Source organism: Pseudomonas sp. GV071 (genome assembly GCF_003050835.1).
GTDB lineage: Bacteria > Pseudomonadota > Gammaproteobacteria > Pseudomonadales > Pseudomonadaceae > Aquipseudomonas.
The window spans coordinates 293,892-319,978 of the sequence record NZ_QAOJ01000007.1; the positions used below are offsets into that span (position 1 = coordinate 293,892).

The window sequence follows — 26,087 nt, forward strand, 5'->3', positions numbered from 1 at the left end:
CCTACAAGGGCCAGTTACCGACCGGACTTGTAGTTGTTCCAGGCGCGGGTGGTCCAGCGCATTACGGCGGTGGTCCATTCGGAGGAAACGTAGAGTTTTTTCAGCACCTCATCCGACGGATAGATGGACGGGTTCTGGCGAATTTCCGGGTCCATCACCGTATCCGCCGCCTGGTTGGCGTTGGCGTAACCGACAAAATCGCTGACCTGGCTGATCACGTCGGGCTTGAGCAGGTAGTTGATGTAGGCATGGGCCTCGGCGACGTTTTTGGCGTCGGCGGGAATGGCCAGCATGTCGAACCACAGGTTGGCCCCCTCTTTGGGCACCACATAGGCGATGTCGATACCGTTCTTGGCTTCCTGCGCGCGACTCATGGCCTGGAAGGCATCACCCGAGTAGGCGAAGGCTACGCAGATATTGCCGTTGGCCAGGTCCGCCACGTACTTGGAGGAGTGGAAGTAGGTGATATAGGGGCGAATGGCATCGAGCTTTTTCTGCGCTTCTTTATAGTCTTCCAGCTTGTCGCTACGCGGGTTTTTGCCCATGTAGTTGAGTACGGCCGGGTAGATCTCGTCCGGCGAGTCCATAAAGGACACCCCGCACGCTTTCAGCTTTTGCAGATTTTCCGGTTCAAACAACACAGCCCAGGAGTCGATGCTGTCGACGCCCAACACTTCCTTGATCTTCGCCACGTTGTAGGCGATGCCGTTGGTGCCCCACAGGTACGGCACGGCGTATTGGTTGCCAGGATCGTTTTCCTGGAGGCGCTCGAGCAATTGCGGGCTGAGGTTTTTAAAGTTGGGCAACAGGCTCTTGTCCAGCTTCTGGAAGACCCCGGCACGGATCTGCCGGCTAAGGAAGTGGTTGCTCGGCACGACCACGTCGTAACCGGTATGGCCAGCCAGCAGCTTGCCTTCCAGGGTTTCGTTGGAGTCGAAAACGTCGTACACCGGGGTGATGCCAGTTTCCGCCTGGAAGTCTTTCAAGGTGGTCTTGCCGATGTAGTCGGTCCAGTTGTAAACGTTCACCACGCCGGCGGCATACACGCCGCCGCTGAGCAGCAATACGCTGCCAGCCAGCACTGTTTTGATCAGTGATTTGCTCATTGAGACGCCCCTTAAGGTTGTTGTTTTTTACACGCTCAGCAGCAGGAACTCGCGCTCCCAGGAGCTGATGACGCGCTTGTAGTTTTCATGCTCGGCACGCTTCACAGCCACATACGCAGATGGGAAACGCTGGCCTAGGTATTCCTGGACCATGGTCGACTGCTCCATGCATTCCAGCGCCTGTTCCAGGGTCAGCGGCAGGCGCAGGTTACGGCGCTCGTAACCACGGCCAACCACCGGTTCGCTTGGGCTCAGGCCTTCGACCATGCCGACGTAACCGCACAGCAAGCTGGCCGCCAGGGCCAGGTACGGGTTGGCATCGGCGCCCGGCAGACGGTTTTCCACGCGCATGTTTTGCGGGTCCGATTCCGGCACGCGCAGGCCGACGGTGCGGTTGTCAGCACCCCACTCTACGTTCACCGGCGCCGAGGTGTCCGGCAGAAAGCGGCGGAACGAGTTCACGTTGGGTGCGAACAGCGGCAGGGTTTCCGGGATGTACTTCTGCAGGCCGCCGATGTGCGCGAGGAACAGCTCACTCATGCTGCCGTCTTCGTTGGCGAACACGGTTTTGCCGGTGGTCAGGTCCACCACGCTCTGGTGCAAGTGCATGGCACTGCCCGGCTCGCCGGTCATCGGCTTGGCCATAAAGGTGGCGGCCACGTTATGACGCAACGCGGCTTCGCGCATGGTGCGTTTGAACACGAAAATCTGGTCGGCCAGTTGCAGGGCGTCACCGTGACGGAAGTTGATTTCCATCTGCGCCGTGCCTTCCTCGTGAATCAGGGTATCGAGGTCCAGGCCCTGGGCTTCGCACCAGTCGTACATGTCTTCGAACAGTGGATCGAATTCGTTGGTGGCTTCGATGGAATACGACTGGCGACCGGTTTCCTGACGACCGGAGCGGCCCACAGGCGGCTTCAACGGATAGTCCGGATCCGGGCTGCGCTCGGTCAGGTAGAACTCCATTTCCGGGGCCACGATCGGCTTCCAGTTTTTCGCGGTGTACAGCGCCAACACCTTCTTGAGGATGTTGCGCGGCGACAGGTCGATGGGGTTGCCCATCTTGTCGTAGGTGTCGTGGATCACCTGGGCAGTTGGCTCCAGTGCCCATGGCACCAGGAACACTGCGTTTTCATCGGGGCGGCAGTGCATGTCGATGTCGGCAGGATCGAGCAGGTCGTAGTACACGTCGTCGTCGACAAAGTCGCCGGTCACCGTTTGCAGCAGCACACTCTCGGGCAGGCGCATGCCCTGCTCGGCGAGAAACTTGTTGGTGGGCGAGATCTTGCCGCGGGCGATGCCGGAGAGGTCGGAGACCAGGCATTCGACTTCGGTGACTTTGTTGTTATTCAGCCAAGTTTTCAGCTGTTGCAGATCGCCTTTCATAAACCCTCAGGGAGTTGTTCTTGAAGGCACCGAGTCTGCACGGCCGGCAATTGGGGCATCTATCCAGTTTGCGCAAAGCGCCCTGCCACTTTTTGGCGCATGCGACGTTTAGTCGCTAAACCGCCAACCTAAGCTCCGCAAACGGCTAAACAATCGCGCTCGCGAGCCCGGCCATAATCGGGCGACTTCTTTATTAATGAGAAAACGTAGCGAGCGAAGGATGGGCAAGGCAAAAACAGGCGAGTAAGCGCAGTTGGCTGTAGCCAATGAGCATTGCGAGTCTGTTTTTAACGCCGCCCAGCCGAGCGCAGTAGTTTTCTGCAGGCTCGGGGGGCGCATGCCGATCAAGGTTCTCCAGACACTCGATGTGGACCAACAGCGCACAGCCATTGATGGCTGGCAGCAGCACTACGCGCAGATGTCGTCCGGGCGTTTCCACGGCAGCATCGTGCATGCCCAGTGCAACGGCGTGGAGGCTTACGAAGAGCGGATGAACACCCGCGTCGAGCAGCATTTCCATGCACCCGACAATGCCCTGGTGTTCAGCTTCGACATGGCCGATGGCGCCCTTTATCTGCTCAACAGCCAGAGCCAGAACACCTGGATCACCCCCGAGAACTACCGCGAAGTGGCCGTGGTGGTCGACCTCAATCTGATGGGCCAGGCGCCCTGCGCCGACAGCCTCGACGGCCTGCTGCTGACCCCTTTGAAATCGCAACAGAGCCAAGTATTCAGCTCCTGGCTGAGTTACGTGCTGAACACACTCTCGGCCACCCCCGGCGCCAGCCTGGATGCCAACCTGTCGCGACAATTGGTCGATGACTGTTTGTTCGTGCTCGACAGCTCCTCGCGTTCACTCGACCAGCCGCGGCAACGGCGCCTGGCCGAAGACCGCCGCATCGTCAGCCAGGTGTTCGAACTGGCCAGCGCCTACCCCGAAGACAACTTCAATGTCCTGCAACTGGCCACGGCGGCCGGGGTGACGGTGCGGCAGTTGCAACATTCGTTTACCCACTTCACTGGCATTACCCCCAGTGCCTGGCTGCGCTTGCGCCGCTTGAACGCCGCGCACCGTGATTTAGCGCGAGCGGCACCGGAGGAAACGACGGTGGCAGAGGTGGCGATGCGGTGGTCGTTCTGGCATTTGGGGCGATTTTCCGAGGCATATCGGGGGCTGTTCAATGAACAGCCCAAGTGCACGTTGCAACGGCGCGGGGCCTAATGCCCAGCTGCCGCGCGCCGGCAATACCACCTCCTTCGCATGGTTCTAAATAAGCGCCGCCCTCCCCGCAAAAAAAGAAATTCACCGCCCCCCTTAATCCAACCAATCGACCTGTCGCCTTACCTTTTCAGCAGGCGATCACAGCCAGCTTCACTCAAGCCCACTAGCTCGAAGGATTACCATCATGGCTCTGTCGATTCATACCAACTACTCCGCTCTGGTCACTCAAACCAACCTGGGCAAAACCAACAGCGCGCTGTCCACCAACCAACAGCGCCTGGGCACTGGCTACCGTGTAAACAGCGCCGCCGACGACGCTGCCGGCCTGCAGATCGCTACCCGCCTCAGCGCCCAATCCCGCGGCATGGCTGTAGCCACCCGCAACACCAACGACGCTGTCTCGCTGCTGCAAACCTCCGAGGGTGCACTCAGCGAAATGACCGACATCGTTCAGCGCATGAAAGACCTCGCCACCCAATCGGCGAACGCCACTGCCAGCTCCGATGACCGCGACGCCATGCAGGCCGAGTACGACCAACTGGGTCAGGAACTGGGCAACGTGATCAAGAACACCAAGTACGCCGGTGAAGGCCTGTTCTCTGACGGCGGCGCTTCGGCGGTAACCGACGGTTCGGCCGGTAAGTTCTCTGCTGCCCTGGACTTCCAGATCGGCGCCAGCGCTGATGAAAAACTGACCCTGGACGTGAGCACACCGCTGACCGACCTGACCACTGCCCTGGACACCCTGTCGGCTCAATACGCCACCCCGGACAGCACCACTCCCGGTACTGAAATCGCTGGCGCTGACGGCACCGCTGCCAACGGCATGATCACCACCCTGAGCGACGCGCTGGACAGCATCGGCTCCCTGCGTGCTCAGTTCGGTGCCAACATCAACCGTCTGAACCACACCGCCAACAACCTGGCCAACATGAAAGACAACACCGACGTAGCACGCGGCACCATCATGGACGCTGACTTCGCTTCCGAATCGGCCACCATGACCAAGAACAGCATGCTGCTGCAATCGGGCATCTCGATGCTCAAGCAAGCCGGTCAGATGCCAGGCATGGTTATGTCCCTGCTGGGCTAAGACCTACGCACTACCCCGCGGTAACAACGCCCCGACTCGTTCGGGGCGTTGTCGTTGGTGCAACTTTTCCGGCTGTCGGGCACTGCGCAAAACAGCGGATTTGGCCTATATAACTAGCCAGCTTGTAAGAAATTTCCGACACAGTCCTTGATGCAACCTTTTTTTGACGCCAAAATGCCGACCGCTTTGTATTTTTTTGTAGCTGCTTAAGCAAATGCTCACAAAGCACCGGGGTCCTTGCAGGCACATATGACGATGAGTGAAACCATGCCGCGCACCGGGACCCAAGAGGTCCAGCCTGCGTTGGTAATCCGCACCGGGCGTTCGGATGAATGCCAGGCGCACTTTCACCCTGACCGCTATCAACTGGTTCTCTGCCGGGATGGCGTCGAGGAGAAAGTCGACCTGGGCTTTTCCGGCAGCCGTCTGCTGGAACGCTTGCTGCGCGTGCCCGGTGAAGTGGTGGCGCGTGATGAACTGCTGGCCTTTGCCTGGAGCGACCGGATTGTCGGTCAGGGCAGCCTGAACCAGCAGATCTACGCCCTGCGCCAAGTGCTCGGGGACGAGAAAAAGCGCGAAATCATCCAGACCCTGCCCCGCCGCGGCTACATGCTCAGCCCGAAATTCCTGGTCAATTTCGACAATGTTGCCGATGTACCCGCGCCGAGTTTTTTCGAACAACTGCAGCTGCCGCGGCGCGCCAACCGCACCGCCAATCAGCAACGCCTGGCCACCCTGATGGTGGCGACGGCGGTCGTGGCGTTGCTCAGCCTGATCGTGTTCACCTATATCTACTACGCGCTGTTCCAGTCCCAGGTACTGGTGGCTGAGCGCGATATCGGCAACAAACATTTCGTTTACGCCGCCACCGCGCCCCAGGCCCTGGCGCAGTTGCAGAGCGACACGGCCGCACTGTCCGTGCGGGTAGCCGGGTTGGCGGAGCAACCGGTGCAGTTTCGCCTCGGCGCCAACGCCGGGTTCTTTGAAATGCTCTGCGTGCAGCGCGATACCACGCGCTGGATGATGATCAACCGGGCGCAGATCGCCAAGGTCGCCGACGAGCAACTGCGGAGCTGCCTGCAATGAGTCGAGTGCAAAGGTGCCGCTGGTTTATCGGCGGCGCGCTGCTGGTGGTGGGCGCTTTGCTCGGCTTGCTACTGGTGTGCGTGAACTTCAAGTCCAGCAATGAATTTAATGGTCGCTACAGCTCCAGCGGTGCGGTGATTCTGCGCGATGGCCACAGCATCGAAGTCAGCCACACCCTGCTGGTCAAGGACGGTCGTTTCTACGCCATGACCCGCCAGGGCCAGAGCATCATGGAGACGTCCGGCATCGTCGAATCAGCCTTTCTCAACCGCATGCGCTTGCGGGTGGAGAAAGGCAAAGCCACCGACCTGGATGCCTCCAGCAACATCGATAACGACCTGCTGTTCAACCTGATGTATGGCGGTGAAGTGGATTCGGTGATTAATTTGCGGCCGATCGGCAAATGCTATTTCGCGGTGGAGACGCGCCAGCTGTATTGCGCGGATTAGATCAGGAACATCGCGGCTGAAGCCGCTCCTACAAGGACGCACAATCCGTAGGAGCGGCCGGTCCGGCGCTCCGGTCAGCCGCGAACCCTGCAAACCGCGACCTACAACTTCTCCACCGGCTGCCCACCTTCAAACTCGGCGCCCTGCTGGGAAAACTTCACCCGCGCATAACTCTCGCCGAACAACTGCCGATACAGACTCTCCGCGCTGTCGGTGAGCAACAGCACTTCAATGCGCCGATTGGCGCCATCCTTCGGGTCGTCCGCGCGCAGCGGCATCACATCCGCCTGCGCTGCCACCTGCAGCACATTGGCGGCCGGCATGCCCGCTTCCACCAGCACATTGCGTGCACGCAGGGCGCGGTCGCCGGAGAGGTTCCAGTTGTCGTAGCCCTGGCGCTGGCGGTACTGCACGGCGTCGGTGTGACCGCTGAGAATCAGCTTGTTGTCGACCTTGGCCAAGACCCCGGAAAGTGCAACCAACAGCCCTTTGAAATGCGGGTTGAGGGTGGCGCTGCCACGCTCGAACATAAAGCGGTTCTGGTCGTCCTTGATCAGAATGCGCAGGCCCTGGGGCACCACGTTGACTTCGATATTCGCCAGCGCGTCGACCTTGCCGGACACCTGGCGAATCAGCGCTGCCAGCTCCTGCAAGTCGGCGGTGGACTGGTAGTGCTTCGGCGTGTTGCCGTCGGCCTCCCCCTCATGCTGCGCCTCAGTCTTGCTGCCGCTGGCCTGACCGCTGCCCTGCGCCAACACTTCCGGCTTGGCCGGCATCGGCATGCCGTCCAGCTCGATCGGGGTTTTGCTGGTGCCGTCGAACACCCCGGCGCCGCCATCCACCAGCGGGTTGGCCGCCAGGTCACCGGCGGCCGGGTTCTCCAGATGGCTCTGCGGCTGGACGATCCACAGCACCATAAACAGCGCCATCATGGCCATGGTGAAGTCGGCAAATGCCACCTTCCATGCACCGCCATGGGCCTCGTCATGACCTTTGCGGCTGCGCCGCTTGATGATGATTTCGCGGTCTTTGTTACCACCTGCACGCTTGTTCATGCGGCGTCCCTTTGTTCCTCGTACTGGGTCACCCAGACTTCCAGTTGCTTGAATGCCGGTTTGACGTCCTGCTCGATCAACTTGCGCCCGGCGTCCACGGCCAACAGCGTTGGCTTGCCGGCGACATGGGCGACCAGGGTGGTACGCACGCATTCCAACGCCGACAGTTCCGTCTTGATTCGCTGGGTCATGGCGCTGGAGAGCGGGTCCATCAGGCAGTAGCAGCAGAAGATGCCGAGGAAGGTCCCCACCAGTGCCGCTGCAACGTGGGCGCCGACTTCGGCCACCGAACCACCGATATTGCCCATGGTGATGACGATACCCATGATCGCCGCGAGAATGCCGAAGCCCGGCATCGCCTCACCGACCTTGTGCAACGAGCGCGCCGGTTGCAGCAGGGCGTGCTCCATGGCTTCCAGTTCCTGTTCAAGGAACCCTTCCAGCTCGTGGGCGCTGATCTTGCCCATGGCCATCAGGCGGAAGTTATCGGCGATAAAGGCCATCAGGTTTTTCTCCTGACGGATCAACGGATACTTGGCAAACAGCTCGCTCTGCTCGGGCTCCTCAATGTGCGCATCGAGCACCTTGAGACCGCCGGCGTCGACCATCTCCAGCAGCTCGTAAAGCATCATCAGCAGTTGGCGCTGAAACTCTTCACCGCGGCGTTTGTACACGCACACGTCTTTGAGCTGTACGCACATTTCGTGCAGCACTTCCTTGGGGTTGGCCACCACCAGGGTGCCGATGCCGGCGCCGAGAATGATCAACATCTCGGCCGGCTGCCAGAGCATCGACAGCACGCCATGGGCCATGGTGTAGCCGCCCAGTACGCAGCCGACGATGATCAGTGCTCCGATTAATTTCTGCATAACAGCACCTAAGCACCTTGGGGTTTATCGGTTAAAAAACGGCAGGCCTTGGCCAGTGCCTGTTTGCTCAACTGACACACGCGGGCGTCAGTCAAATCCAGCACCAGCGCAATCTCTTTGAGGCTGAGTTCGTGCTGGTAGTAGAGGGTCAGAATCAGCCGCTCGCGCTCGTTCAGCGCGCCGAGGGCCTGCTCCAGCAAGCGCTCTTTATGCAGGCGGTCTTCGAAGCCGGCGGTGGCCTGGTCATGGCCGTTCTGCAGCAATTCGTCGAGGCTTTCGATGGCCTCGCTGGCGTCGGCGCAGAGGTAGTCCTGGTAGGCCTTGGCCGACAGACCGGTATCGGCCAGCACCTCTTCCTCACTCGGCACCCGGCCCAGGCGCCGGGCCAGGGCACGAATGGCATCGCGCACTTTGTGCACCTGCTGGCGCAGCTGGCGCGGACGCCAGTCGAGGCGGCGCAGTTCATCGAGAATCGCGCCGCGAATGCGCAGCGCGGCGAAGCGGCCGAACTGCTCGTCGGGTTCGCCGTAGCGGCGCAGGCATTCGAGCAGACCCATCAGGCCGATCTGCTCCATGTCTTCGCGGTCCATGGCCTGGCTGGCCTGCAGCGACAGCTGGCTGACGATGCGTTTGACCAGTGGCAGGTACTGGCGCACCCAGCGCTGTTCGGCACCGGGGGCGAACAGGGCGCGGGGCGTGGGCTGGGCGGCGTAGTCGACGGCATGCATGGCGGCTTACTGCACGAGCATCTTGCTGACCAGCACATGCTGGAACGGCGCGACGACTTTGCGGCTGGCGAAATCCGCCAACAGCGCGGTTTCCAATTGGCTTTGCAGGGCCGGAATGGTCAGGTTGCGCAGCTCCTCGAACTTCATCGCCGACAGGTAGGCCACGGCGGAACTGCGCACCATCGGGTCGGCCTGTTCGAGCTTTTTCGGGTCGGCGTCGGCTTCAGCCTGCAAGACCAGGTCGAGCACAAAGTAGTGCTCACGCTCGCCGCCACGCAGGCTGACGATGACCTTTTGCACCGGGAAGAAGGTGAACTCGCCGGGCTCGCCAGGCGCTTCCTGCTCACCAGCCAACGCCTGCGCGGCCGTCTCTTCACCGGCCGGCGCACCGGGCGCTGCCGGCGCGGTGCTGGCGATGGCGCTGCCGCCATGCAACAACGGTTTGAGCAGCAAGTAGTTGGTCACCACGCCGCCGACCACGACGAACATGTTGAGGACCAGCATGATGAGAATGACCCGTGGCACTGCCATAAAAAGCTCGCTATCCAGATGCTGTGAATAAGGCCCCACGCTTGATGCGCGTGGCCGTCGGTTAAACGGTGACCAGAATGTCGTCGCCGCGTTTGCCCTGCCGTTGCTCCTGCTCGGGCGCCGGCGCGGCGGCGAGAATTTGCTCTTCCACCGGCAAGCGCTGACGGGCCTGTTGCTGGCTCTGTTGCCCGGAGCTGTCGGACGACACCTGCACGTTCACCTGCAAAAAGTTCTGCCCCACCAGCTCCTGGCGCAGGCGTTCGCTGGTGTTGTTGAGCAAACGCGCGACGTCGCTGTTGGCCGCCGAGATCTGCACCGTGAGGCGCCCGGATTCGTGACTGAGGAGAATCTCCATGCTGCCCAGCTCTGGCGGGTCGAGGCGGATGGTGGCGCTCTGTACTTTCTGCTGCAGTTGCAGCTCGACGTTGTCGCGCAGCGCCACCAGCATCTGTTCGCCCCACTTGGCCTCCGGTGCCTGCAACCGCAAATGGCGCTCCAGCGGCGCGGCGGCCAGCTCCTGTGGCACCGCAGTGGTTGCTGGCGTCGGGCTGCTGGCGGTCATCGCGCTGATCGCCGGAGCACTGCTATCTGCCGTGACTGCCGTGCTAGCCGTGGCGGGTTCGGCACCCGCCGCTAAAGTGGCGAGCAAGGCACTGAGGGCATCGCTGTCGCTGTCCTGATTAGCGGCCGGCAGTGGAGGTGTTGCGTCGCTGCTGACGGTGCTGAGCGCAGCCAGTTTGACGTTCAACGCGGGCAACACCGGTTGAGCCTGAGTGAGCACATCCTGAGCCATCGCCGCATCGACCTGAGGCTGCTCAGCGCCTTGCGCAGCGTCACCGTCACGCGCCTGCACGGTGGTCATGCGCTGGCCGAGCATGCTCAGCAGCCACTGCTCGGCGCTCAGCTCCTGCTGTTGCAGGCTCGGGTCCAGCGGCAACTGCGCAAGCCCGTCGAGCAGTTCAGCAGGCTCGGCCGGCGCTGGCGTGACCTCGGCTGGCAAGGCTTCGCTGCTCGGCACGGCGCTCGCCAACAGCGCTTGGGCGTCGAGCACAAAACCCTCGCCGGTGGCTAGCGGACGATTGCCGGCCTGGGCTTGTGGCGCGATGGCTTCGTCGCCCGGCAAGGTGCCCTGGGCAGCAGGCGTGTTGATCAGTTGCAGCACGTGTTAACTCCGGTTTTGCAGCAGTTCGACGCGCTCGTAAGCCGAGCGCCCTTCGGCGTATTCCAGGTGCGACAGCATCAGCTGGCGCACCCGCTCACATTCGCCGGCGCAGGCTTGATAAGCCCGGCCATGCAGTTCTTTGAGCTGCTGTTGCAGACGCTGGCGTTCCAGGCTCGGCGGTACGTCGCGCTGCAGCTCTTCACGAATGGCCGCGTCCACCTCGCCCAATGCCAGCCAGTCACGGGCGGCCAGCACCTGCTGCAAACGCTCGTGCAGCAGGCGCAACCGTTCAACGCGAGGCACTGACACCCTCCCAGCCCTCGCGCAGGGTGCCGAGCAAGCGCACCACTTCGTCGAGGTCGGCGAGCGACAGGCTCACGCTGACGTCAGAGACCTTGTAGATGCAGTAGTCGTACAGCCGCGCCAGGCCCTGCACCAACTCGCCGCCCTGCTCGTAGTCGAGGGCGCCGTTGAGGCCGTTGAGAATGTTCAGGCACTTCTCCAGCGAGCGACCTTTTTGCTGGTAGCGCTTGCCTTCGATATGCCCACGGGCCCGGGCCAGCTCGTCGAGCAGGCCGTCGAACAGCATCAGCACCAGCTCATAGGGCGAGGCGGAGGCCGCTTTGGCCTCCAGGTCTACCGAGCGGTAGCTGTCGTAACCGTCGTTCAGGTTGTAGGTATTCATACGAACAGGCTGCTGGTTTGTTCCATGGAGGTCATGACTTGCATGAGGTTGGTGTACTGCTTGAGGTAGCGGCTGTATGAGCTGTCGTAACGCACCTGCAAGGTGTCGTAGTCATCGTTGATCTTGCTCAGCTTTTCATTGAGGCTGTCGACCCGCGAGGTCAGCAGGCCGTTGGAGCTGCTGGTGTAGACCTTGAGCGATGAGTCGAGGCTGTCGAGCAGATTGCCCTTGCCGGTGAACAGGGTTTCAAAGCCATCCGGGTCGGCGGCGATGGCCTTTTCGAAGGCCTTGGCGTCCAGGGTCAACTTGCCGCTGTTATTCGAGCTGACGCCGAAGTTGATCAGCGAGGTGTCGCCAAAGCTGGTGCGCACCAGGTTGTTGACCACCGACTTGATCGCCAACACGCTGGCGTCGCCGGCCAGCGCGCCACGGGCGCTGCTGTCGCTGCCGCTGGCAGTGAGCGAGCCGATGCTGGTCATCAGGGTGTTGAAGGCGTCGATAAACTTTTGCAGTTTGTCTTTGGTCGCCGACACGTCCTGGTCGATGTCCACGGTGAGCAGCTCGTCGTCGGGGCCGGTGACCTTGTTGAAGGTCAGGCTGACGCCGGTGATGGCGGCATCGAAGGTGTTGCTGCTGTTGGTCAGCTCCACCCCACTCTCGCCACCCAGATAGACGATGGCGTCCTTGGCGGTGGACAGCTGTTTGCGCCCGTCGACGGCGGTCTGCACGGCGGCGTTGTCGCTGCTCAGGCTGATGGCCTGATCGGCACCGGTCTTCTCGCTGGTGAGCACCAGGTTGACCTGACCATTGCTGCGCACCAGGGTGGCTTTGAGGCCGGTGTTGTCGCTGGCGTTATTGATTGCAGAAGCCAGGCCGTCGAGCGTGGTGATGCTGCTCATATCGACGGAAAAACTCTCGCTGCCCTGGCCAAAGGTCAGGCTGCCGCTGCCCAGGTCCGCATCGGTAAGGCCCTGCAGTGCCACCTGGTCTTTGCTAGCCAGCTGCTTGACGAAAAATTCATAACTGCCGCTCACCGCCGTCGCACCGACGCTGGCGGTGGCCACGCCTTCGCTGCTGAACTTGGCGCTGTTGATCAGCATGCTGTCGGCGCTGCTACTGGTGCTCTTCAGCGCCTTGGCGGCGGAAGCAAAGGTACTCAGGGCGGTTTTCAGATCGCCAACCGCCTTCAACTCGGCGTTGTATTTGGTCTCGCTGCGTTTGGCCCGCGCCTGCCCGGCCTGGACGTCGTATTGCGCCAGTTGCGTTGCCATCTGTTGCACGTAGTCGGAATCAATTGCCATGGTTATGTACCCCTCTGAATGCCATTGAGCAATATCGATGCCATACCTATAACTTGTTGATTTATAGGCAATTAGCTCGACTTTATGGAGAAGAAGAACTTCCGCCTGGACGGTGCTGGGCGGCAGGCGGAAACAGGGTTTCCGCCTGGCTGCGGTGTGCAGGATTACCAGGAGATAGGCGACTGGATGGGGTAGCGAATTAAGGGCGTGGGGCGAATATCGGTGTGCGTGGTTGCGGGGGCGCCCGGCTTCAAAGCCGTAGCACAAGGTGTGAGGTTGGGCCTTACACGGAGCTGAAACTCAGCGTTTGCCCCAGGCTGCCAAGATGCATTCATCGACACGTTAGAGGCACTGCACAGCGGCATTTGCGCCGGTGCATCGAGCGTGTGGTCAGTATCGGGCTCATCAACGGTGAGCCGCTTGGTTAGCCCTTAACCCAGAAAACCCCGGAGCACATCGTGAAGCTACCTGCTGCACCTTCGACGCTGTTCGACTTACCCCAGAACGCCAGCGGAACCGAGGCCTTCGTGGCCGCAGCCGCCAACCAGGCCCGCGCCGGCGACCCACTCCAGGGAAACAGAAATACCCAACGCGACTACCGGCTCAACCCAATGAAACCGGCTAAATCCAACCTGACCCTCGGCTACGGAGGCAACTGATGCAGAAGATCAGCGAGAGCACATCGGCGGCTACGCCAGCCGGTGAATTTACCGAAGGCAACCCGGTCGGCGCCGTCCCGGCGACCCCCATCAAAGCCGCGTGGCTGAACGCACTACAACGCGAGCTGGTCGCCGTCATTGAAGGCGCGGGCCTGACATTGAACCGTGAGGATGATGGCCAGCTATTTGTCGCCGTTCAGCGGCTTGTCGCCGACGCCAACACCTGGGCCAGCATCACCGCAAAGCCCAGCACACTGGCGGGTTTTGGCATTAATGACGCGTTCAGCAAAACCGAAACCAGCACCACTATTCAGGCCGCGATTGCTGCGCACTTCGCCACGACGGTAACCAATGCGCTGGCGCTCAAAGCCCCGCTGGCATCGCCAGTGCTGAGCGGCGTGCCTACAGCCCCGACGGCGGCCTTAGGAACAAACACAACTCAGTTGGCCACGACGGCTTACGTTGCCAACTCTATAAAGCAGATTCAAAGCGTCTCTGCCGCTGTGGCGGCTAACGCACTGACATTTACGCTGGCAGCGACTTCGCTAGATTTTCGCTCAAGCTCGATTAGCACCGGCACCGTCAATACACGGGCTGTACCTACGTTATCGCTGGTGATCCCCCAAGGGGCTACGCTCGGAACCACCAATGCAACGAGTGCTCGTATCGCGGTACTCGCCATTGATAGTGGCGGAACTGTTGAGCTCGCCGCCTGCAATCTGGCGGGTGGCTTGAACCTTGATGAAACAACGCTGCTCAGCACTACCGCTATCAGTGCAACCGCCACAGCGAAGAACATCGTTTATTCCACGACAGCCCGCACAGGAGTGCCATTCCGGGTAGTAGGTTTTGCTGACTTGACCCAGACCACTGCCGGAACCTGGGCCGCTACGCCCTCGATCGTCCAGGGCGTTGGCGGCCAGGCCTTAACAGCGCTGTCGTCACTCGGATACGGCCAAACCTATATCGATGTCACCGCTAGCCGCGTCTCCGGCACAACTTACACCAACACAACCGGTCGCCCAATTCTTGTGCAAGTCCAGACCGGTTACGCGATTAACCAGGCACTGACCTTTGTTGTGGACGGGGTTACCGTATTCACTCAGAGCCTCACGCTGGGCGGGGGCACAACAGCCGTCCTTAACCACGTGGTGCTGGTCAAACCAGGCGCCGAGTACACCGTTTCTGCTACCGCAGGTTTTGCTTGGAAGGAGTCCAGATAATGGCGCAGCAACATTTTATTGACCTTGAAACGAACCAACTCTTTGCCTACCAGCTGCCGGGGGACGAAGCGTTTATAAAACCTCACCTTGTTCCGCTAAGTAGTGAAGCACTAACGGCCTACCGAGCGGAGCAAGCTGCAGCTCTAGAGCCTGAGCCCGCACAGCAGATTGCACAGCGGCGATATGAAGCTGAGATTCAAGGCATAGAGTTCAACGGTGTCAGGCTCGACACTGGCCGCGATAGTCAGGCGCTTATCAACGGAGCTGCGCTGGCCGCCGTTATCGACCCTGGCTACGTGTGCAAATGGAAAACCGAGAGCGGATTTACGGAGCTGAACGCCACCGCGTTAGTTGCCATTGCTTCGGCTGTCCGCGCCCATGTGCAGGCCTGCTTTAACAGAGAGGCCGAGTTGTTGACTGCGGTGGCAGATAGGGTTTTCACGAAAGCGATGCTTAGTGAGGGATGGCCGGTATGAGTCGTTTTCCCTCTCCGCTAAAGGTAAAGCAGCAGCCGAACGGACACACCTAAAAACCAGATCAAAAGCCCCTCTCCCCCGCCCCTCTCCCGCAAGCGGGCGAGGGGTGACGTATGGCTAAAGCCGTGCACCTATCAGTTCCCTCTCCCGCTTGCGGGAGAGGGCTAGGGAGAGGGGCTGTTGATCTTGATCTGCTCTGGCCTTGGATATTGCTCTACCCCCCCGTCAGGAGGCCGAGCGGAGTCGTTGTGTAGGGGGTTGAGCGGGAGGGAGCCGCGAAAGGCGAAGACGGGCCAAGGTGACCGTTTTGCCGGCCCCCGGAACGACGACGGGAGCGAGTTGACCTGGAGTGAAGCGGAAGGCCGTATGTTGGGGCTAGACCTTTTGGTTCCTTTTGGGTGGTCCGGCGATCCGGCAATGCCAAAAGGGACTCGCGCGTAAGGCGGGAAACAAAACGTTCGGCGCACGCGGTAACCCAGAACGCCCGCGACACCAAATGCACCGAGTATCGGCGGATATCGCCAAAGCGATATCCGCCCTACGGTCCGGCGCCCCGCTCAGTAGCTTTGCTGGCCGTAAAGCCCACTATCAGCAGAGCCGCCCAACAGCTGCACCAGAATGTCGTTATGCATGGCCAACAACTGCCCATTACGCTCATTCAGCCGTTGGCACTGAGCGGCCAGCTGCCCGAGCTCACTCCAATACTGCTGCAACTGCGTACGCCGTACGCCAGGGTACAACTCGAACAACCGATACATCCCCGCCGCATCCGCATCCAGGCGAAAGGCACCGAGCGCCTTGCTGCGCCGCTCGGCTCGCAGCCGAGTGTCTTCCACCAACTGGCTGACCTGCTGGTTGATCACATCAATGCGCGCCGTATCCCGGCTCATCAGAAACTCGTAGAGCTCCTGCATCAGGCCGCGCAGGCGCAGGTAGTCGGCGCAGTCCTGTTGGATTTCGCGCTCGACCAGGCTCAGCAGTTGTTCGCGTTTAGCGCTCACGCATCGCTGCCGCTGTGGTAGGCCAGCATGCTGCGCGACAGGGCGCCGAGGTCCAGGCTGATCTCGCCGCGCTGCAAGGCGGCCTTGATCTGCTGGACCTTGTCCATGTCGATTTCCGGCAGGCTGCCGAGGGCTTCCTGCAACTGCTCCAGGGGCAGGCTTTCACTGCTCGGGCCAGTGCTGGCGGTTTTCTTTTGCGCGCCAACGGCGCTGCCCGAAGCAACTACGGGGCCTTCGCTCTGGGTGGCGACGACGGGCTTGAACTGCCGAGTGATTTCCATGGGTGCGTCCAACAAAGGTGGTTACAGAGCAACAGGCGACCGTTTTAACCCGTCACTTAAATCGATCACTGAAAAACTTCAAGAAACCTGCGCCCGCCACCACGCCTGGGCGGCGAGGCCATCCTGGATTTTCTGTTCCTGGCGGGCCAGTAGGTCTTGCCACTGGCTCATCTTGCTGTCGATCAACTGGGTGATCACTTTCTCGTTGCGCATGGCGCGCAGCAGTTCGGCCTGGATACGGCCGAGAAATTCTTCCGCCACCCCCAGCTCACGCCGCTGCAGTTCGAGCATCTTGAACAGGGTGGCTTTGTATTGCTGCTGGTTGCTGCATTGCAACGAGGTGGTCACCGGCACACTGAAGCCGCACAGGCGGCTGAGCCCGGTGATGTTGTTGCGGTAGCGCTGGCACAGGTTGCGCTGGTAGTTCACCCGGCCCATCACTTCCTGCACCTTGCTGCCACGCAAACTGGCCAGGCGCGCGAGTACGTTTATCTGCTCTTTCATGGCTACTTGAGGATGCTCTGCAAGGTGGCGATGCTCACGCCCAGCTCACTGCCCTCGCCCACTTCCTGGCGCAGAAAGCGCTCCAGGGCGGGGGCCAGTTGCACCGAGCGGTCAGTTTTGGTGTCCATGCCCGGGGTATAGCCGCCGAGCGGGATCAGCTCTTTGATCTTTTCAAAGGTGCTGTAGAACTCTTTGAACGCCCGCGCCGCGCGTTGCTGCGGCACGGCGCTGACCTGGGTCATGCAGCGGCTCACCGAGGCACTGATGTCGATGGCCGGGTAATGGCCGACATCGGCCAGGCGCCGCGACAACACGATATGGCCGTCAAGAATGGCGCGGGCGCAGTCGACGATAGGGTCTTGCTGGTCATCGCCTTCGGCCAGCACGGTGTACAGCGCACTCAAACTGCCACGGGCATCGGCGCCATTGCCGGCGCTTTCCACCAGTTCCGGGAGCATGCCGAACACCGATGGCGGGTAACCTTTGGTGGCCGGTGGCTCGCCGAGCGCCAGGGCGATTTCGCGCTGGGCCATGGCGTAACGGGTGAGCGAATCCACCAGCAGCAAAACATCGTTGCCCTGGTCACGAAAATAGGCGGCGATGCTGTGGCACAGCTCGGCGGCTTTGAGGCGCATCAGTGGCGATTCATTAGCCGGGGCCACCACCACCACGGCCTTGCGCAGCCCTTCTTCGCCGAGGGAATGCAGGATGAACTCCTGTACCTCGCGGCCACGCTCGCCGATCAAACCGACCACCACCACATCGGCCTTGGTCTGCCGGGTGATCATGCCGAGCAACACGCTCTTGCCCACCCCGCTGCCAGCGAACAGGCCAACACGTTGCCCTTTGCCGACGGTGAGCAAGGCATTGATGGCGCGCACGCCGACGTCCAATGCTTCGGTGACTGGCCGGCGTTTCAGCGGGTTGACCCGTGGCAACTCGGTTGGCAATGGATCGCGGCCGGTGAGCTTGCCGAGTTCGTCCAGTGGCTCGCCCAGGCCGTTGACCACCCGGCCTAACCACGAGTCGTCGATGCGCAGCGCGGTTTCTTCTTCGGCGGGAAACACCCGCGAGCCGGCGGTCAGGCCCATGGGTTTTTTGAACGGCATCAGGTAGGTGATATCGCGGTTGAAGCCCACCACCTGGGCTTCCAGCAGCGTGCCGTCAGCCTGTTCGACCATGCAGCGCTGGCCCGTCATGCGCCGGCAACCGAGGCTTTCCAGGAGCATTCCAGACACCCGCACCAGGCGGCCGCTGACCTTGGCCAATTGCACCGAGTCGAGCGAGCGCAGGGCTTCGTCGAGTTTGAAGGCTTCGCCCAGGGCCATGTTCAGGCCTCGCTCTGCACGTGTTCAGCCAGGGTTTCCATGCAGCTGTCGAGACGCTGCTGGCAGCCGATATCGGCTTCAGCTTGCGCAGTGACCACCCGGCATTCGCCCAGGCTCAGGCGCTCATCGGGAATCAGCCGCCAGGCGCTGGCGCGTTCCGGGGCCAGTTCCTTGATCCGTGCGCACTCCTCCGGGTTAAGCAGAATCTGCACTTCGCCCTGCTCGCCCGGCATCGCCGCCAGGGCCTCTTCGGCCAGGCTCAGCAGTTGCGTCGGGTGCAAGGTCAGTTCGCAGCGGATCACCTGTTTGGCGACCTTCTCCACCAGTTCCAGCAGCTGCTGTTGGCGCGAGCGCTCGAAGTCCTGGGCAAAGCGGCGGAATTCAGCGGCCAGGGCGTCCAATGGGCGCGCGGCGGTGTCGAAGGCTTGCCGCCCTTCCTGGCGACCTTCGTCACGGCCATTGCGCAGACCTTCCTGGCGGCCCTGGTCAAAACCGTCACGCTGACCGGCGTCCTGGCCCTGCTGCAAACCTTCCAGGTAGCCCTTCTCCAGGCCCTGCTGAAAACCATCGGCGACCGCCCGCTGCACTTGTGCCGGGTCGCCGCTCCAGTCGCCACCGGGCAGCACGTTGCAGCGCGGTGGAAAGCGGTACGGCCGCCAGCTGCGGGCATCGGCCTTGAGCACTTTGACGTTCATCAGGGGCGGCTTCATTCGACGGTGGCCTCACGGAACAGCTGCACCTGCAGTTCGCCTTCGGCAGACATTTCGCGCACCACGGCCATGATGTCTTTGCGCACCTGCTCGACGCGACTCAATGGCACCGGGCCCTGGCGGCGGCTGATGGATTCCATCTGCTGAGCCTGACGCTTGGGCAGCGCGCCCTGAATGGCCTTGACCAGCGCCGGCTCGGCGCCTTTGAGGGCCACCACCCACTCTTCCAGAGGGATGGTTTCCAGCAGCACCTGGAGCACGTCCTGGTTCTGCCGCGAGAGAATGAAAAAGTCGTACATCTCGTCTTCGATGCGCGTCACCAGGCCTTCGTTGTGCGCGCGCAGCAACTCGAACATCTGGTTCCGGTCGCCCTTGAAGCGGTTCATGATGTCCGCCGCCTGCTTCACCCCACGCACTTGCGAGCCTTGGGTGGAGAGCACGCTGAGGCTGCGGTCGATCAACTGCTCCAGCTCGGCGATCACATCGCTGTTCACCTCGCTCAAGTTGGCGATGCGGTACAGCAGCTCGTCCTGGCGTTCCACCGGCATGCACTCGAGTACATCGGTGGCCATGCCCGGCGGCAGAAAGGCGAGGAACACCGCCTGCATCTGCGCGTGTTCCTTGGCGATCAAGGCGGCGAACTGGCGCGGGTCGATCCACTCCATCTTGGCCATCTTGGCGCGAATCTCTTCGCCGTAGATGCTGTCCAGCAAGTTGCGGGTAATGTCGCTGCCCAACGCCTTGCCGAGCATGCCGGAGAGGTAATTGCGCGAGGCGCCCTTGATGCTGCTCTGCTCTTTGTAGTCTTCAAAAAAGCGCCCGATCACATCGGAAACCATCGGCTGCTTGATGTTGGACAGGCGCGCCATGGCCTGGCTGATGCCGATGATTTCTTCGCGGGTGAGGTGCTTGAGCACCCCTGCGGAAATGTCGTCACCCATGCTCAGCATCAGAATCGCCGCCTGCTCCATGGAATTGATCGCACGGGTGGCAGGGCGCGGTTTGAGGGCACGGCCGTCGTTAGGCGGGTTTGAGATCTCGGTCATTTCGGCCTATCCAGTGTTTGATCACTTCCGAGACGCGCTCGGGGTCGTTTTTCGCCAGCATCTGCAAATGTTCCACCTGCATTTCCAGGCCGGAGCCCGGTGCCGGCAGGCGGATTTCCGAGAGCGGATTGAGCTCGCCGAGAATGTTCATGCCGGGCAGTTCTTCGCCACGCTGGGTGGGCGTGAGGTGCAAGCGCCGCTCGCCTTCACGGGCTGCCAGCAGGTCGGCGTCGGCAGGTTCTGGCAAGGCCGGCAACTGCGTGCGCTGAGTGAGGTTGCGCAGCACCGGGCGGACCACCATCAGCAACAGCAGCAGGCTGATCAGGCCGAACACGCCAAGCTTGATCAGGGCCAGTACCGCGTCCTTTTCCCACCACGGCAGTTCTTCGGCCGGGGCCAACTCACTGGCGGTGAACGGGAACACGCTGAGGGTCACGCTATCGCCACGTTTTTCGTTAAAGCCGACGGCGCTCTTGATCATCGCCTCGAGGTCGCCGCGGGCTTTGTCGGTCCAGCCGCCTTCGGGCGCATTGGCGGCGTTCAACACCACCGCCACGCTTTGCTGACGCAGGGCAAAGGCCGGGTATTTGATGTGGGTGACGCTCTGGTCGAAGTCGTTGTTGCGGGTGCTTTCGTTGCGCGTCGAGGTGGCGGCCTTGTTCTCGGTTTTCAGCGCCTCGGCGGTGTTTGTCGCTTTCGGGTCGGTGGCCTTGGGATCGGCCGGCGGCGTCGGTGCCGGGCGGTTGCTCAGTGAGCCGGGCACGCCGAGGGCGAGTTGGTCGAGGGTGGTTTCTTCACGCAGCACTTCACTGCGCATGCGCGGCGCCTCGCCATAGGCCTGGAAGGTTTCTTCCTTCTGGCTGAAGTCGATGTCGGCCGCCACGCTGATGCGGTAGTTGTCGTTACCCAGAATCGGCGCCAGCACCTGCTCGATGTTGGCCACGGCTTTCTGCTGGTAGTCGTCGACCACTTCCCAGTTCTGCGACGGCCCGCTCCAGGCACCAACGCCGCGCGACAGCAGCGCACCGTGCTGGTCGACCACGCTGACGTCTTCGGGTTTCAGCTGCGGCACGCTGGCGGCCACCAGGTTGACGATGGCGGCCACCTGCTCGGGCTTCAGTTTGGAGCCGGGCGTGAGCTGCAGCATCACCGAGGCCTTGGCCGGCGCGCGGTGGCTGACCACGAACGAGCTGCTCTCTTCCAGGGCCAGGTGCACGCGAGCCTGCTCGATGCCTTTGAGGGCCATGACGGTTTTCGCCAGCTCGCCTTCCAGGCTGCGTTTCAGGCGCACGTCCTGGACGAACTGGCTGGTGCCCAATGGTTCCTCTTTATCGAACAGTTCGTAACCGGCGGGCACCGCCACCTTCACGCCCTTGGCGGCGAGCAGCATGCGCGCCCGGGCCAGGTCCTGTTCACGCACCAGAATCTGCCCGCTTTGCGGGTGCAAGTGATAGGGCAGCGCTTCGGCGTCCAGCACCTGCATGGCCTCGGCGGCCGGAAAACCCTCGCCAGCGCCATACAGCGGGCGAAAGGAATCGTTGTCACGCCACAGCGAATAGACCACCGCCACAGCGATGACCGCCGCAAGTGCGGCCATGCCCAGCAGTGACAGGCGCGGGTCCAGTTTGAACCCGGCGGGGAATCGGCTTTTGATTTGCGCTAGCACGTTGGCTTATCCCGGCCCGTTAAAGGGGCATTCTCATGATGTCGTCGAAGGCACCGCTGAGCTTGTTGCGTACCTGCAACAAGGCGGTGAAGGACAGGCTGGCTTTCTGACTGTCGATCATCGCGCCCACCAGGTTTTCGCTTTCGCCGCTGTCCACCGCCGCCATCGATTCGCTGGCTTTCACTTGCTCGGCATCCACCGCCCGCAGCGCCTGTTCAAACGAGGCGCCAATGCCCGCTTGCGGGTGGTTTCCAGAAAGCTGCATGGCCGGTTTGATCGCCTCGCCTTCGGCGATCTGGCTGAGCTGATTGAGCTGGCTGAGCAAGCCCTGTTGAACCGTGTTGATGGCACTCATGCTGTTTCTCCCAAAGGTCTTAAACCGGAACCTGCACGCCCTGCTCACGCATGGCATTGAGGCGATAGCGCAGGGCGCGGGTGGTCATGCCGAGGCATTCGGCGGCACGGGTTTTATGCCCGCCGCAGCGGCGGATGGTGTCGATAACATGCTGGTACTCGGCCCACTTGCCACTGGCACGCAGGGCCGCCTTGCCGCCCTCGCCCGGCGGAAGAATGGCGAACAGCGGCTCGGCCGCTGGCAGGCTGTCGAGGTTCATGCCCAGGTCGCGCGGCTGAATGAACAGGCCATTGCGCAGCACCAGGGCGCGCTGCAGGGTGTTCTCCAGTTCACGGGCATTGCCCGGCCAGTCGTGGGCCAGCAGGGCTTGGCAGGCATCGCTGGTGAGCAGGTTGTCGCTGCTTTCCTGCGGCGCGTATTTGCGGATAAAGCGGCGCGCCAGCGGCAGCACATCTTCCTTGCGCTCTCGCAGCGGGCTGATGTGCAGCGGCAATACGTCGAGGCGGAACATCAGGTCGGCACGGAAACGCCCGGCGGCCACTTCGGCCTGCAGGTCACGGTTGGTGGCGGCGACGATACGCACATTGAGTTGGATTTCCTTGCGCCCGCCCAGGCGCTCCACGCACTGCTCTTGCAGCACCCGTAGCAACTTGGCTTGCAGGCCCAGGGGCAATTCGCCGATCTCGTCGAGCAGCAAGGTGCCGCCGTTGGCCAGTTCGAATTTGCCCGGTTGTGCGGTGACCGCACCGGTAAAGGCGCCGCGCTCGTGGCCGAACAGAATCGACTCGAGCATCTGCTCCGGAATGGCGGCGCAGTTGACGGCAATAAACGGGGCGTCGCCGGTGGCGGTCGAGAAGCGATGGATGTAACGCGCCATCAGCTCCTTGCCGGTGCCGGTCTCGCCGGTAATCAGAATCGGCGCGCGGGTCAGGGCCACACGTTGTGCCATGGCCAGCAAACGGCGGCCTGCTTGCGAGCAGGAAACAAAACCTTCTTCGGCGTTGCTGGCGTGCTCCTGGCGGCGCAACAAGGCGGCCACCTGGGTTTCGCTGAACGGTGCCAGCAGGTAATCGACGCAGCCCAGTTCCAACAGCGCGGCGGCCTTTTCCTGGTCGGCGTATTCAACGATCGGCACCAGGCTGATATGCCCGGTCTGGCGCAGCAAGGCGCTGGCCTGGGCATACAGGTCGGCGGCGGCCTGGCTGCTGACAAACACGAACACCAGACGTGCACTGGCCAGCAGCGATGCATCCAGCTCCATAAAGCTGCTGCAGCGCCGAACGCGGCAACCCTGGTCGGCCAACTGCTGGCGCAACAGGGCATAACTGGCTTCATCACCGTGCCCGATCACCACCACGTGGCCGGTGGCCGCGGGCGCATCGAAGTGCACTTCTGATGGATATGTCTGTGCGTGGCTAAGACTGTTCAAGGTCAATTACCTGTGGTCGTCGCTCAAACACTCGCAACTGTTTATTGCTGCACGCAAGTGTGAACGGGTAGCACGAAATATTTTTCTCATGACCCTTTAATACAACTGTCACCAGGGTCGCCTTTTACACCTGCGCATGAACTTCTTATGGGCGCTTCGTTGAACTTCCGCGCCACTCGCCAGGTCCGATACAGGGCGCAGATCAGCTCGTAGGAAAAACCCTACACAACGGTGACGCAATTCACGAAATCACTTGTGCTTAATTAAAATCAACGCGGCGCAATGCCCATCAAAAACAGCATTTGATTTCTATTGATTTAAATTTTCCCCCTCCCCACGCCAGACTCCACCCCATGCCAAAGCCGCCCCCACGGGGTCAGCACGGCTATGTCGCGTTTTCGCCGCCTGTGATCAGGCAGCAACGCATCAGTGCCCTCCGACTATCTCCAGAGGGTTCTGCGGGTTATCCAGGAATACGGCCCTAACTATGACTGGTCATTCTAAAGTTCATCACCGCGTATCAGCGGACAGTGTGACGCGGTTAAAACCGCAGAAGTTGGGACGGCATTACCACAAGATCCCCCAGCACATTAAAGAAGTGGCCAGTAAATACCCACGTATTATTGGTGACTACTTCCTGCGCAACTACCGCATCAACCTTGAACTGTCCAAAGTCGAGGTATTGGAAGAGCGCACCAGTGATCCGGACTGTATATATAAGTCGATTTACGGCAAGGTCGGTTTTGCCATTGACCGGCCGCTGTTGACCGAAGCGCTGGAGTGCTATTACGGCGGCACCGGCCTGCCCAGCGAAGAGGCGCCACCGGTTAGCACCTCCGAGCAGCGCATGCGCAACCGCCTGGGTATCGACATCACCCAGATCTTCGCCCGCGCGCTGCTGTCGGGATCGACCTTCGGCAACCTGACGCCCCATGAAAACGACTTCGACCCCGCGGTCTGGGAGTACGTCGCCGAGTTCAAGTACATCAGTCACCTGTCCGGCAGCCAGTCCTCGATCTTTCTTTATCTGGACAACCAACTGGTCGACGAGCTGACCGCACGCCTCAGTGGCCCGGCCAGCACCAGCCTGAGCGGCAACCCGGCCAAACACATCCAGCACCTGCCGGTGCGCCTGGAATGTGTGGTGGCAGCGGTGCAGATGCCGCTCTCGCAAGTGCTCGCCCTGCAGGTCAACGACATCCTCATGGTGCGCCTGCTGGAGCACACCGAGGTGCGCATCAACCAGCACAAACTGTTTCGCGGCACCCTCTTCGAAGAAGACGGCTCCCTCTTTGTTACCTCGCTTGAGAGCGTGAAAAACCCATGAACGGCCAACTTTCCGATAACGAATTCGAGTCTTTGATCAACGACGACGACCTGGCCGTGGCCAGCCCCGTTACCGACTCCGGTAGCCAGGACCACGCCGCGCAGTTGCCGCAGCAGGACCTGAGTTTCTTCGGCCGCATTCCGGTGAATGTGACCCTGGAAGTGGCGTCCACCGAAATCTCGCTTAAAGAGTTGATGGACGTCGATGCCAGCAGCGTGATCGTGCTCGACAAGCTGGCCGGCGAGCCGCTGGATGTGAAGGTCAATGGCGCGCTGTTCGCCAAGGCCGAGGTGGTGGTGATGAATGGCAACTACGGCCTGCGCATTGTCGAGCTGTGCGGCAACGGCATCAGCGACATCAAGCCATGACAGCCCGTCGTGCCCTCGCCCTGCTCGCTCTGTTGCTGACCGGCCTGTGCCCGTTGGCCGCGCAGGCGGCTGGGGGCGAGATCTCGCTGCTGAGCCTGAACGACACGGCCAACGGCCAGGAAGTCAGCGTCAAGCTGCAGATTCTGATCGTCATGACCTTGCTCGGTTTCCTGCCGGCGATGCTGATGATGATGACCTGCTTCACCCGCTTCATCATCGTATTGGCGATTCTGCGCCAGGCCATCGGCCTGCAGCAGAGCCCGCCGAACAATGTACTGATCGGCATCGCCTTGTGCCTGACCATGTTGGTAATGCGCCCGGTCTGGCAGGAGGTATACAGCACCGCCTATGTGCCGTTCGAAGCCGACCAGATCACCCTCACCGAGGGCCTCGGCCACGCCAAAGCCACCCTGTCGAAATTCATGCTGGCGCAAACCAGCAAGAGCGCCCTGGACACCATGGTCGCCCTGGCCGGAGAAACCGTGCCGGATGACCTCAGCACCCTGGACTTCAGCCTGCTGCTGCCCTCCTTCGTGCTCAGCGAACTGAAAACCGCGTTCCAGCTCGGCTTCATGATCTTTATCCCGTTCCTGGTCATCGACCTGGTGGTAGCCAGCGTGCTGATGGCGATGGGCATGATGATGCTGTCGCCGATGATGATCTCGCTGCCGTTCAAGCTGATGATCTTCGTGCTGGTCGATGGCTGGGCACTCACCATGGGCACGCTGTCATCCAGCGTTCAGCCTTTTTAGGAACGCGCCGCCATGATCACTCCCGAAAGCGCTGTAGAGATCGTCGCCAACGCCGTGCACATCGTCGCGCTGATCGTCTGCGTGCTAGTGGTGCCGAGCCTGATTGGCGGCCTGATCGTCAGCGTGTTCCAGGCCGCCACGCAGATTAACGAACAGATGCTGAGCTTTCTGCCGCGCCTGCTGATTACGCTCGGCATGCTGGTGTTCGCCGGCCACTGGATTGTGCGCACCTTGTGCGACCTGTTTATTCAGACCTTCAAGAACGCTGGCGGGATGGTCGGCTGACTGC

30 protein-coding genes are annotated in these 26,087 nt (G+C 61.4%); 11 read left to right on the forward strand and 19 right to left on the reverse strand.

What is annotated here, in order from left to right; all coding sequences use genetic code 11:
* Positions 1-14 precede the first annotated feature (14 nt).
* Positions 15-1,106, reverse strand: coding sequence for a polyamine ABC transporter substrate-binding protein (locus C8K61_RS15790; RefSeq protein WP_108097218.1), 1,092 nt, complete (start codon positions 1,104-1,106; stop codon positions 15-17).
* Between the two features lie 27 nt (positions 1,107-1,133).
* On the reverse strand, positions 1,134-2,492 hold the full coding sequence (locus tag C8K61_RS15795) for a glutamine synthetase family protein (RefSeq protein WP_108097219.1): 1,359 nt from the start codon (positions 2,490-2,492) through the stop codon (positions 1,134-1,136).
* 337 nt (positions 2,493-2,829) lie between these two features.
* On the opposite strand from C8K61_RS15795, the gene C8K61_RS15800 reads away from it, so the two are divergent.
* The 4 genes from C8K61_RS15800 to C8K61_RS15815 all read left to right on the forward strand — a co-directional run bounded on the left by C8K61_RS15800 (position 2,830) and on the right by C8K61_RS15815 (position 6,342).
* Positions 2,830-3,714: a helix-turn-helix domain-containing protein gene (locus tag C8K61_RS15800; RefSeq protein ID WP_108097220.1), complete on the forward strand. Its 885-nt coding sequence runs from the start codon at positions 2,830-2,832 to the stop codon at positions 3,712-3,714.
* Positions 3,715-3,898: 184 nt separating this feature from the next.
* Positions 3,899-4,807 (forward strand): lateral flagellin LafA, encoded by a 909-nt coding sequence (gene lafA / locus C8K61_RS15805; protein ID WP_108097221.1) that lies wholly within the window; start codon positions 3,899-3,901, stop codon positions 4,805-4,807.
* Positions 4,808-5,074: 267 nt separating this feature from the next.
* Complete coding sequence (locus C8K61_RS15810; protein WP_256589450.1) at positions 5,075-5,893, forward strand: winged helix-turn-helix domain-containing protein; 819 nt, start codon at positions 5,075-5,077, stop codon at positions 5,891-5,893.
* Positions 5,890-6,342 (forward strand): hypothetical protein, encoded by a 453-nt coding sequence (locus C8K61_RS15815; RefSeq protein ID WP_108097223.1) that lies wholly within the window; start codon positions 5,890-5,892, stop codon positions 6,340-6,342. Before C8K61_RS15810 ends, C8K61_RS15815 begins: the two co-directional genes overlap by 4 nt.
* 101 nt (positions 6,343-6,443) lie before the next feature.
* On the opposite strand, the gene C8K61_RS15820 is transcribed toward C8K61_RS15815, so the two are convergent.
* The 8 genes from C8K61_RS15820 to fliD all read right to left on the reverse strand — a co-directional run bounded on the left by C8K61_RS15820 (position 6,444) and on the right by fliD (position 12,673).
* Complete coding sequence (locus C8K61_RS15820; RefSeq protein WP_108097224.1) at positions 6,444-7,397, reverse strand: OmpA family protein; 954 nt, start codon at positions 7,395-7,397, stop codon at positions 6,444-6,446.
* Positions 7,394-8,266 carry a flagellar motor stator protein MotA gene (gene motA, locus C8K61_RS15825; RefSeq protein WP_108097225.1) on the reverse strand — a complete coding sequence of 291 codons (873 nt, stop codon included), beginning with the start codon at positions 8,264-8,266 and terminating at the stop codon, positions 7,394-7,396. The genes C8K61_RS15820 and motA overlap by 4 nt, the downstream gene beginning before the upstream one ends.
* Positions 8,267-8,274: 8 nt before the next feature.
* A complete protein-coding gene (locus C8K61_RS15830; protein ID WP_108097226.1) occupies positions 8,275-8,994 on the reverse strand; it encodes a FliA/WhiG family RNA polymerase sigma factor in 720 nt (239 codons plus the stop codon).
* A 6-nt stretch (positions 8,995-9,000) separates the two neighbouring features.
* Complete coding sequence (gene fliL, locus C8K61_RS15835) at positions 9,001-9,525, reverse strand: flagellar basal body-associated protein FliL (RefSeq protein ID WP_108097227.1); 525 nt, start codon at positions 9,523-9,525, stop codon at positions 9,001-9,003.
* A 61-nt stretch (positions 9,526-9,586) separates the two neighbouring features.
* Positions 9,587-10,687, reverse strand: a complete 1,101-nt coding sequence (locus tag C8K61_RS15840) for a flagellar hook-length control protein FliK (RefSeq protein ID WP_108097228.1) — start codon at positions 10,685-10,687, stop codon at positions 9,587-9,589.
* 3 nt (positions 10,688-10,690) lie between these two features.
* Complete coding sequence (locus C8K61_RS15845; RefSeq protein ID WP_256589451.1) at positions 10,691-10,990, reverse strand: hypothetical protein; 300 nt, start codon at positions 10,988-10,990, stop codon at positions 10,691-10,693.
* A complete protein-coding gene (gene fliS, locus C8K61_RS15850; protein WP_108097230.1) occupies positions 10,977-11,372 on the reverse strand; it encodes a flagellar export chaperone FliS in 396 nt (131 codons plus the stop codon). Before fliS ends, C8K61_RS15845 begins: the two co-directional genes overlap by 14 nt.
* Entirely contained in the window at positions 11,369-12,673 is a 1,305-nt protein-coding gene (gene fliD / locus C8K61_RS15855) for a flagellar filament capping protein FliD (RefSeq protein WP_108097231.1), read from the reverse strand. Before fliD ends, fliS begins: the two co-directional genes overlap by 4 nt.
* Positions 12,674-13,131: 458 nt before the next feature.
* On the opposite strand from fliD, the gene C8K61_RS15860 reads away from it, so the two are divergent.
* From C8K61_RS15860 to C8K61_RS15870, 3 genes are read left to right on the forward strand one after another with little or no spacing between them, the layout of a single operon-like run.
* Positions 13,132-13,332, forward strand: a complete 201-nt coding sequence (locus C8K61_RS15860; RefSeq protein ID WP_108097232.1) for a hypothetical protein — start codon at positions 13,132-13,134, stop codon at positions 13,330-13,332.
* Positions 13,332-14,555 carry a hypothetical protein gene (locus C8K61_RS15865; protein ID WP_108097233.1) on the forward strand — a complete coding sequence of 408 codons (1,224 nt, stop codon included), beginning with the start codon at positions 13,332-13,334 and terminating at the stop codon, positions 14,553-14,555. Before C8K61_RS15860 ends, C8K61_RS15865 begins: the two co-directional genes overlap by 1 nt.
* The gene (locus C8K61_RS15870) at positions 14,555-15,031 is read left to right on the forward strand and encodes a DUF4376 domain-containing protein (RefSeq protein WP_108097234.1); all 477 of its coding nucleotides are present in this window, start codon (positions 14,555-14,557) and stop codon (positions 15,029-15,031) included. The genes C8K61_RS15865 and C8K61_RS15870 overlap by 1 nt, the downstream gene beginning before the upstream one ends.
* A 557-nt stretch (positions 15,032-15,588) precedes the next feature.
* Here C8K61_RS15870 and C8K61_RS15875 read toward each other — a convergent pair.
* From C8K61_RS15875 to C8K61_RS15915, 9 genes are all read right to left on the reverse strand, one after another.
* A complete protein-coding gene (locus C8K61_RS15875; RefSeq protein WP_256589452.1) occupies positions 15,589-16,032 on the reverse strand; it encodes a flagella synthesis protein FlgN in 444 nt (147 codons plus the stop codon).
* Positions 16,029-16,313, reverse strand: a complete 285-nt coding sequence (gene flgM / locus C8K61_RS15880) for a flagellar biosynthesis anti-sigma factor FlgM (protein ID WP_108097235.1) — start codon at positions 16,311-16,313, stop codon at positions 16,029-16,031. Before flgM ends, C8K61_RS15875 begins: the two co-directional genes overlap by 4 nt.
* A 78-nt stretch (positions 16,314-16,391) precedes the next feature.
* Positions 16,392-16,817: a flagellar FliJ family protein gene (locus C8K61_RS15885; protein ID WP_108097236.1), complete on the reverse strand. Its 426-nt coding sequence runs from the start codon at positions 16,815-16,817 to the stop codon at positions 16,392-16,394.
* A gap of 2 nt (positions 16,818-16,819) precedes the next feature.
* Positions 16,820-18,145 carry a flagellar protein export ATPase FliI gene (fliI, locus tag C8K61_RS15890; RefSeq protein ID WP_108097237.1) on the reverse strand — a complete coding sequence of 442 codons (1,326 nt, stop codon included), beginning with the start codon at positions 18,143-18,145 and terminating at the stop codon, positions 16,820-16,822.
* A gap of 2 nt (positions 18,146-18,147) precedes the next feature.
* On the reverse strand, positions 18,148-18,840 hold the full coding sequence (gene fliH, locus C8K61_RS15895) for a flagellar assembly protein FliH (RefSeq protein WP_108097279.1): 693 nt from the start codon (positions 18,838-18,840) through the stop codon (positions 18,148-18,150).
* An 11-nt stretch (positions 18,841-18,851) separates the two neighbouring features.
* Positions 18,852-19,901, reverse strand: coding sequence for a FliG C-terminal domain-containing protein (locus tag C8K61_RS15900; RefSeq protein ID WP_108097238.1), 1,050 nt, complete (start codon positions 19,899-19,901; stop codon positions 18,852-18,854).
* Complete coding sequence (gene fliF / locus C8K61_RS15905; protein WP_108097239.1) at positions 19,876-21,567, reverse strand: flagellar basal-body MS-ring/collar protein FliF; 1,692 nt, start codon at positions 21,565-21,567, stop codon at positions 19,876-19,878. The genes C8K61_RS15900 and fliF overlap by 26 nt, the downstream gene beginning before the upstream one ends.
* 19 nt (positions 21,568-21,586) lie before the next feature.
* Complete coding sequence (locus tag C8K61_RS15910; protein WP_108097240.1) at positions 21,587-21,922, reverse strand: flagellar hook-basal body complex protein FliE; 336 nt, start codon at positions 21,920-21,922, stop codon at positions 21,587-21,589.
* A 19-nt stretch (positions 21,923-21,941) separates the two neighbouring features.
* Positions 21,942-23,312, reverse strand: a complete 1,371-nt coding sequence (locus C8K61_RS15915; protein ID WP_371919999.1) for a sigma 54-interacting transcriptional regulator — start codon at positions 23,310-23,312, stop codon at positions 21,942-21,944.
* Positions 23,313-23,838: 526 nt separating this feature from the next.
* On the opposite strand from C8K61_RS15915, the gene C8K61_RS15920 reads away from it, so the two are divergent.
* The 4 genes from C8K61_RS15920 to C8K61_RS15935 are packed head-to-tail and all read left to right on the forward strand — an operon-like array spanning position 23,839 to position 26,083.
* Positions 23,839-24,678: a FliM/FliN family flagellar motor C-terminal domain-containing protein gene (locus C8K61_RS15920; protein WP_108097242.1), complete on the forward strand. Its 840-nt coding sequence runs from the start codon at positions 23,839-23,841 to the stop codon at positions 24,676-24,678.
* Positions 24,675-25,046, forward strand: coding sequence for a flagellar motor switch protein FliN (gene fliN / locus C8K61_RS15925; RefSeq protein ID WP_108097243.1), 372 nt, complete (start codon positions 24,675-24,677; stop codon positions 25,044-25,046). Before C8K61_RS15920 ends, fliN begins: the two co-directional genes overlap by 4 nt.
* The gene (gene fliP, locus C8K61_RS15930; protein WP_108097244.1) at positions 25,043-25,798 is read left to right on the forward strand and encodes a flagellar type III secretion system pore protein FliP; all 756 of its coding nucleotides are present in this window, start codon (positions 25,043-25,045) and stop codon (positions 25,796-25,798) included. Before fliN ends, fliP begins: the two co-directional genes overlap by 4 nt.
* Before the next feature lie 12 nt (positions 25,799-25,810).
* Complete coding sequence (locus C8K61_RS15935; protein WP_108097245.1) at positions 25,811-26,083, forward strand: flagellar biosynthetic protein FliQ; 273 nt, start codon at positions 25,811-25,813, stop codon at positions 26,081-26,083.
* The last annotated feature ends 4 nt before the right edge of the window (positions 26,084-26,087 follow it).

What these genes read in the sequence shown, in the direction of transcription:
- C8K61_RS15790 (WP_108097218.1), bottom strand. Translation starts at nt 1,106, where the DNA reads ATGAGCAAATCACTGATCAAAACAGTGCTGGCTGGCAGCGTATTGCTG.
- C8K61_RS15795 (WP_108097219.1), bottom strand. Translation starts at nt 2,492, where the DNA reads ATGAAAGGCGATCTGCAACAGCTGAAAACTTGGCTGAATAACAACAAA.
- C8K61_RS15800 (WP_108097220.1), top strand. Translation starts at nt 2,830, where the DNA reads ATGCCGATCAAGGTTCTCCAGACACTCGATGTGGACCAACAGCGCACA.
- lafA (WP_108097221.1), top strand. Translation starts at nt 3,899, where the DNA reads ATGGCTCTGTCGATTCATACCAACTACTCCGCTCTGGTCACTCAAACC.
- C8K61_RS15810 (WP_256589450.1), top strand. Translation starts at nt 5,075, where the DNA reads ATGCCGCGCACCGGGACCCAAGAGGTCCAGCCTGCGTTGGTAATCCGC.
- C8K61_RS15815 (WP_108097223.1), top strand. Translation starts at nt 5,890, where the DNA reads ATGAGTCGAGTGCAAAGGTGCCGCTGGTTTATCGGCGGCGCGCTGCTG.
- C8K61_RS15820 (WP_108097224.1), bottom strand. Translation starts at nt 7,397, where the DNA reads ATGAACAAGCGTGCAGGTGGTAACAAAGACCGCGAAATCATCATCAAG.
- motA (WP_108097225.1), bottom strand. Translation starts at nt 8,266, where the DNA reads ATGCAGAAATTAATCGGAGCACTGATCATCGTCGGCTGCGTACTGGGC.
- C8K61_RS15830 (WP_108097226.1), bottom strand. Translation starts at nt 8,994, where the DNA reads ATGCATGCCGTCGACTACGCCGCCCAGCCCACGCCCCGCGCCCTGTTC.
- fliL (WP_108097227.1), bottom strand. Translation starts at nt 9,525, where the DNA reads ATGGCAGTGCCACGGGTCATTCTCATCATGCTGGTCCTCAACATGTTC.
- fliS (WP_108097230.1), bottom strand. Translation starts at nt 11,372, where the DNA reads ATGAATACCTACAACCTGAACGACGGTTACGACAGCTACCGCTCGGTA.
- fliD (WP_108097231.1), bottom strand. Translation starts at nt 12,673, where the DNA reads ATGGCAATTGATTCCGACTACGTGCAACAGATGGCAACGCAACTGGCG.
- C8K61_RS15865 (WP_108097233.1), top strand. Translation starts at nt 13,332, where the DNA reads ATGCAGAAGATCAGCGAGAGCACATCGGCGGCTACGCCAGCCGGTGAA.
- C8K61_RS15870 (WP_108097234.1), top strand. Translation starts at nt 14,555, where the DNA reads ATGGCGCAGCAACATTTTATTGACCTTGAAACGAACCAACTCTTTGCC.
- flgM (WP_108097235.1), bottom strand. Translation starts at nt 16,313, where the DNA reads ATGGAAATCACTCGGCAGTTCAAGCCCGTCGTCGCCACCCAGAGCGAA.
- C8K61_RS15885 (WP_108097236.1), bottom strand. Translation starts at nt 16,817, where the DNA reads ATGAAAGAGCAGATAAACGTACTCGCGCGCCTGGCCAGTTTGCGTGGC.
- fliI (WP_108097237.1), bottom strand. Translation starts at nt 18,145, where the DNA reads ATGGCCCTGGGCGAAGCCTTCAAACTCGACGAAGCCCTGCGCTCGCTC.
- fliH (WP_108097279.1), bottom strand. Translation starts at nt 18,840, where the DNA reads ATGAACGTCAAAGTGCTCAAGGCCGATGCCCGCAGCTGGCGGCCGTAC.
- C8K61_RS15900 (WP_108097238.1), bottom strand. Translation starts at nt 19,901, where the DNA reads ATGACCGAGATCTCAAACCCGCCTAACGACGGCCGTGCCCTCAAACCG.
- C8K61_RS15910 (WP_108097240.1), bottom strand. Translation starts at nt 21,922, where the DNA reads ATGAGTGCCATCAACACGGTTCAACAGGGCTTGCTCAGCCAGCTCAAT.
- C8K61_RS15920 (WP_108097242.1), top strand. Translation starts at nt 23,839, where the DNA reads ATGACTGGTCATTCTAAAGTTCATCACCGCGTATCAGCGGACAGTGTG.
- fliN (WP_108097243.1), top strand. Translation starts at nt 24,675, where the DNA reads ATGAACGGCCAACTTTCCGATAACGAATTCGAGTCTTTGATCAACGAC.
- fliP (WP_108097244.1), top strand. Translation starts at nt 25,043, where the DNA reads ATGACAGCCCGTCGTGCCCTCGCCCTGCTCGCTCTGTTGCTGACCGGC.
- C8K61_RS15935 (WP_108097245.1), top strand. Translation starts at nt 25,811, where the DNA reads ATGATCACTCCCGAAAGCGCTGTAGAGATCGTCGCCAACGCCGTGCAC.